Genomic DNA, 4,093 nt, shown 5'->3' with positions numbered 1-4,093 from the left:
CCGCGCCGGCCGGCCCGGCCGCGCCCCCGGTGAAGGCTAGGCTGCCCTTCGGCGCATCACGGCGCGCGCCGAGAGCATGGAGTCGGGGGACGATGTGGGTGCTGTTCGACGGTGGGTGTTCCCGATCGTGTGGATGGTGATCATCGGGGCGGCGAGCGTCGCCCTGCTGAAGATCGCCTTCTTCCCCGATCGGGCGGCCGAGGGCGATCCGACGCAGCGACGGGCGAGATCACCGAGCCTCTCGTGACGGTCGGCTGGGGCACCGTCACGAACGACCTCACTCTGCAGGGAACCGTCGCCGCCGACCCCGCCGTGCCCCTCAAGGCCACGGCCGCAGGGACCGTCGACGACGTGTACGTGCAGCAGGGCGCGGCCGTCGCCTCGGGCGACCTGATCTACGACATCCGTGTCGAGACTCCGCAGGACCCGGTGCAGACCACGGGCGCGGACGGCGCCGTGAGCGTCAGCCAGCCCCCGCCCGCCGTGCGCTTCGAGCGCGTCTACGCCGCGACCGGCGGCACGCTCAGCGCTCTCGGCGTCATCCACGATCAGGCGGTCACAGTGGGGGAGGTGACCGGCCAGGTCGCGCCTCCGAGCTATGCCGTCACCGGCTCGATCGACGCGCAGCAGCTCTATCGCATCCAGAACCGGCCGACGGAGGCGCAGGTCGCGATCACCGGCGGCCCGGCCGGCTTCACCTGCACAGACCTGACCATCACCACTCCGCTCGCGGGCGCGGGCCAGAGCGCGGCCGCTCCCAGCGACCCGGAGGCGGCGCCGGGCGCCGGCCCGTCCTCCGGCTCCGGCACCAGCTTCACCTGCCAGGTGCCCGCCGAGATCACGGTGTTCCCGGGGCTTGCCGCGTCGGTGACGCTGGCCGGCGGTCGGGCCGACGGCGTCCTGGTCGTGCCGACGACCGCGGTCGAGGGCACGGCCCAGTCGGGAGTCGTCTTCCGCCGCACCGCCGACGGCGGTACCGAGGAGGTGCCCGTCACCCTCGGGCTCACCGACGGCACCTCCGTCGAGATCACCGGCGGCATCGACGAGGGCACCGAACTCCTGCAGTTCGTGCCCGGCGCGGGTGCGGAGGAGGACGGCGTGCAGTTCGGCGCGAACTGCGTCGCGCAGCCGGACGGCTCGGTCGTCTGCTCGTGACGATCCTCCGCCTCGAGGGCATCCGGAAGGTCGTGCCCCTGCCCGACGCGCCGCCGCTGACGATCCTCGACGGCGTCGATCTGGAGGTCGGCGAGGGCGACCACGTGTCTGTCGTCGGCCGCAGCGGCTCCGGCAAGTCGACTCTGCTCAACATCCTCGGACTCATCGACGAGCCCACCGAGGGACGGATGCTGCTCGAGGACAGCCCGACCGAGACCCTCTCCTCGCGGGCCAGGGCGAGGATCCGCGGCGGGAGCATCGGCTTCATCTTCCAGCAGTTCAACCTGCTCGAGGGCCGCACCGCCCGCGAGAACGTGATGACTCCGCTGCTCTACGCGACCGGCTCCGAGTTCTGGCGCCGCTCGGCCCTTGCCGCCGAGATGCTCGAGCGGGTGGGCCTGGGGCACCGGGTCGACTCGATGCCCGGGCGCATGTCCGGAGGCGAGCAGCAGCGCATCGCGATCGCCCGCGCTCTCGTGCGCCGCCCCCGCCTGATCCTCGCCGACGAGCCCACGGGCGCTCTCGACACCGACACGGGCGAGAGCGTGATGGGCCTGCTCGACGAGATCGCGCGCGAGTCCGGCTCGGCCCTGGTCACCATCACGCACGATCCCGCGATCGCCGCGAGGGCGGAGCGCCACTACCGGCTCGACCACGGCCGCCTCGGCGTGACGGCGGAGGCCCGCTGATGCGCGGCATCGTCGGGATCGCCGGCGCGATCGTCGAGGCGTGGACCGAGCTGCGGATCCACCGCGGCCGGGTGCTGCTCTCTCTGATCGGAGTGGCGGTGGCGGTGGCCGCGCTGACCGCGGTGGTCGCTGCCGGCGGCATCGCTCGCCAGGCCAACATCGAGCAGGCCGAGCGCTCCAGCGGTCGTCCGGCCAGCCTCCACGTCTCCGTCTACTCGTCCGGCACCGGCACCGGCACCGGGGTCGACCTCGACGCGCTGCAGACGGCCTGGCAGGGCGTGCTCGAGCGCTACTCCATCGACTACGCGAGCCGGTCCACCTCCGGCAGCGCCCGCGTGCAGTTCGCCGATGGCGCCGTCGAGGTGCCGGTGCAGGCGGTCGACCAGCCGTACGCCGTGATGCACCGCCTGACGATCGTGCACGGCGGCTGGTTCACCGACGGGGACGCACAGCGCCTGGCTCCCGCACTCGTCGTGAACGAGCGCTTCTGGGAGCGGCTCGGCAGCCCGGATCTGCGCACCCACCCGGTCGTGAGCCTGCTCGGCTCCGAGCGGAACACGACCGGAGTCGTGGTCGGCGTCACTCCGTCGACGCAGTGGGAGACGACACCCTCGATGATGATGCTCGTCGACGCCTCTCCGGCGGTCGCCGAGAACGCCGACCCGGCGAACGGTGGTTCGTCGACTCCCGGCTACGAGATGTGGGTGCCGCTCGAGCTCGCCGAGCCGCTCGCAGCGGCTGTGCAGCGCGACATCGCGGGGGCGCTCGGCGAGGGCGTCACCGTGTCGGTGGACCGGCGGGACTACCTCGTGTACGACTCCGACCCCTTCGGCGTGCTGACCGCGGTGATCGGCGGCGTGGCGGGCCTGGTGCTCGCGCTGGGCGCGCTCGGGCTGCTGAACATCGCCCTGGTCACCGTGCGCCAGCGGATCCGCGAGATCGGGATCCGGCGCAGCTTCGGCGCCTCCTCGGGCCGGATCTTCTTCTCGATCATGATGGAGAGCGTGGTGGCGACCGTGGTCGCCGGCGTGATCGGAGTCACGATCGCCGTCGTCCTGATCACCAACCCGTGGACGGTCGCCTTCGTGAAGGAGAACGGGATCGCAGACATCCCGGCATTCCCGGTGGACGCGGCGCTGCTCGGGCTCGGGGCGGCGACGCTGGTCGGCGCTCTTGCGGGCCTCGTGCCGGCGATCGTGGCGGTCCGCGTGAAGGTGATCGACGCGATCCGCTACTGATGCCTGTTCAGCCGAGCGTGAGCACCAGCTCGTCGCCGTCGACCTCGGCCCGGGCGCCGGAGTAGTCCCGGATCCGTGGGAGTCCGCGTGTGCTCGCGCTCTCGTGGCTCCCGACCACCACGACGCGCATTCCGGCGTCGAGTCCCGAGCGGATCCCCGCCTCCGCGTCCTCGAAGACCAGCGCGTCGTCCGGAGCGACGCCGAGCCGCGCCGCGGCGGCCAGGTAGCCGTCGGGGGCTGGCTTGCCGTTCGCGACGTCGTGCGCGGTGACGATCGTGCCGGGCGAGGGGACCCCCGCCGCCCGGAGACGTCCGGCGGCCAGGCCGGGGCTCGCAGAGGTGACCAGCGCGACCCGCTCACCCGGGAGCGAGGCGAGGAACGCTGCGGCACCGGGGATCTCGACCGTGCTCTCGGTGTGCTCGAGCTCGAAGGCGTCGAGCTCGGCGACGATGACCTCGACGTCGGACCCCTCAGGGGCGAAGCGTCGGACGCTGTCGGCGGCCCGCACGCCGTGGACGGCCGCGAGAACCGTGGCGCGGTCGAGACCGAAGCGCTCGGCGAACGCGCTCCAGATCCTCTCCACGACGGCCGTCGAGTCGACGAGCGTCCCGTCCATGTCGAAGAGGGCGGCGCGGGCGCGGAGGAGGTGGGCCATGCCTCCATCCTCCCCGATGCGGCCTGGACGCCGTTGTCGCGGACCGGCGGCACCGGACAGCGCGCGGACAGCGCGCGGTCAGCTGGCCTCCAGGTGGAGCCTCGGGTGGCAGCACTACGGTGGGTCCTGAAGACGGGCAGAACGCCCGGAGGCGAGCGGAGGACGCGATGACGGACGACAACGGAACCGGTTCGGACCAGGGCGCGAGCAGCGGCGATGCCTCCGGGCCCCGCGCCGGCTGGTACCCGGACCCCGCGGGCTCGCCCCGCCAGCGCTGGTGGGACGGCTCCGGTTGGACCGAATCGCTGCGCGATGCTCCCGTGGCGGCTCCGCCCGCGCCGCCGGTGGCGACGCCC

At 73.0% G+C, this 4,093-nt stretch carries 6 protein-coding genes; 5 read left to right on the top strand and 1 reads right to left on the bottom strand.

Annotation, left to right across the window (positions count from 1 at the left end; all coding sequences use genetic code 11):
• The first annotated feature begins 115 nt into the window (after positions 1 to 115).
• The 4 genes from ACH61_RS18895 to ACH61_RS14205 are packed head-to-tail and all read left to right on the top strand — an operon-like array spanning position 116 to position 3,082.
• Complete coding sequence (locus tag ACH61_RS18895; RefSeq protein ID WP_269085089.1) at positions 116 to 247, top strand: hypothetical protein; 132 nt, start codon at positions 116 to 118, stop codon at positions 245 to 247.
• The gene (locus ACH61_RS17565; RefSeq protein ID WP_068213254.1) at positions 244 to 1,155 is read left to right on the top strand and encodes an efflux RND transporter periplasmic adaptor subunit; all 912 of its coding nucleotides are present in this window, start codon (positions 244 to 246) and stop codon (positions 1,153 to 1,155) included. The genes ACH61_RS18895 and ACH61_RS17565 overlap by 4 nt, the downstream gene beginning before the upstream one ends.
• Complete coding sequence (locus ACH61_RS14210; protein ID WP_068213251.1) at positions 1,152 to 1,844, top strand: ABC transporter ATP-binding protein; 693 nt, start codon at positions 1,152 to 1,154, stop codon at positions 1,842 to 1,844. The genes ACH61_RS17565 and ACH61_RS14210 overlap by 4 nt, the downstream gene beginning before the upstream one ends.
• Entirely contained in the window at positions 1,844 to 3,082 is a 1,239-nt protein-coding gene (locus ACH61_RS14205) for an ABC transporter permease (protein ID WP_082845297.1), read from the top strand. Before ACH61_RS14210 ends, ACH61_RS14205 begins: the two co-directional genes overlap by 1 nt.
• Before the next feature lie 7 nt (positions 3,083 to 3,089).
• Here ACH61_RS14205 and ACH61_RS14200 read toward each other — a convergent pair whose 3' ends face one another.
• Positions 3,090 to 3,737 carry an HAD-IA family hydrolase gene (locus ACH61_RS14200; RefSeq protein WP_068213248.1) on the bottom strand — a complete coding sequence of 216 codons (648 nt, stop codon included), beginning with the start codon at positions 3,735 to 3,737 and terminating at the stop codon, positions 3,090 to 3,092.
• 167 nt (positions 3,738 to 3,904) lie between these two features.
• Here ACH61_RS14200 and ACH61_RS14195 point away from each other — a divergent pair.
• Positions 3,905 to 4,093, top strand: a 189-nt coding sequence (locus ACH61_RS14195) for a DUF2510 domain-containing protein (protein WP_153038908.1), incomplete at its 3' end; no start/stop codon positions are given.

The organism is Rathayibacter tanaceti, from assembly GCF_001634385.1.
GTDB lineage: Bacteria > Actinomycetota > Actinomycetes > Actinomycetales > Microbacteriaceae > Rathayibacter > Rathayibacter tanaceti.
Note: the sequence above shows the minus strand (reverse complement) of the source record. Positions and strands in the feature narration are given on the sequence as shown.

Bases quoted from the DNA above. Each gene is read 5' to 3' on its own strand.
- ACH61_RS14200 (WP_068213248.1), bottom strand. From the start codon at position 3,737: ATGGCCCACCTCCTCCGCGCCCGCGCCGCCCTCTTCGACATGGACGGG.
- ACH61_RS14205 (WP_082845297.1), top strand. From the start codon at position 1,844: ATGCGCGGCATCGTCGGGATCGCCGGCGCGATCGTCGAGGCGTGGACC.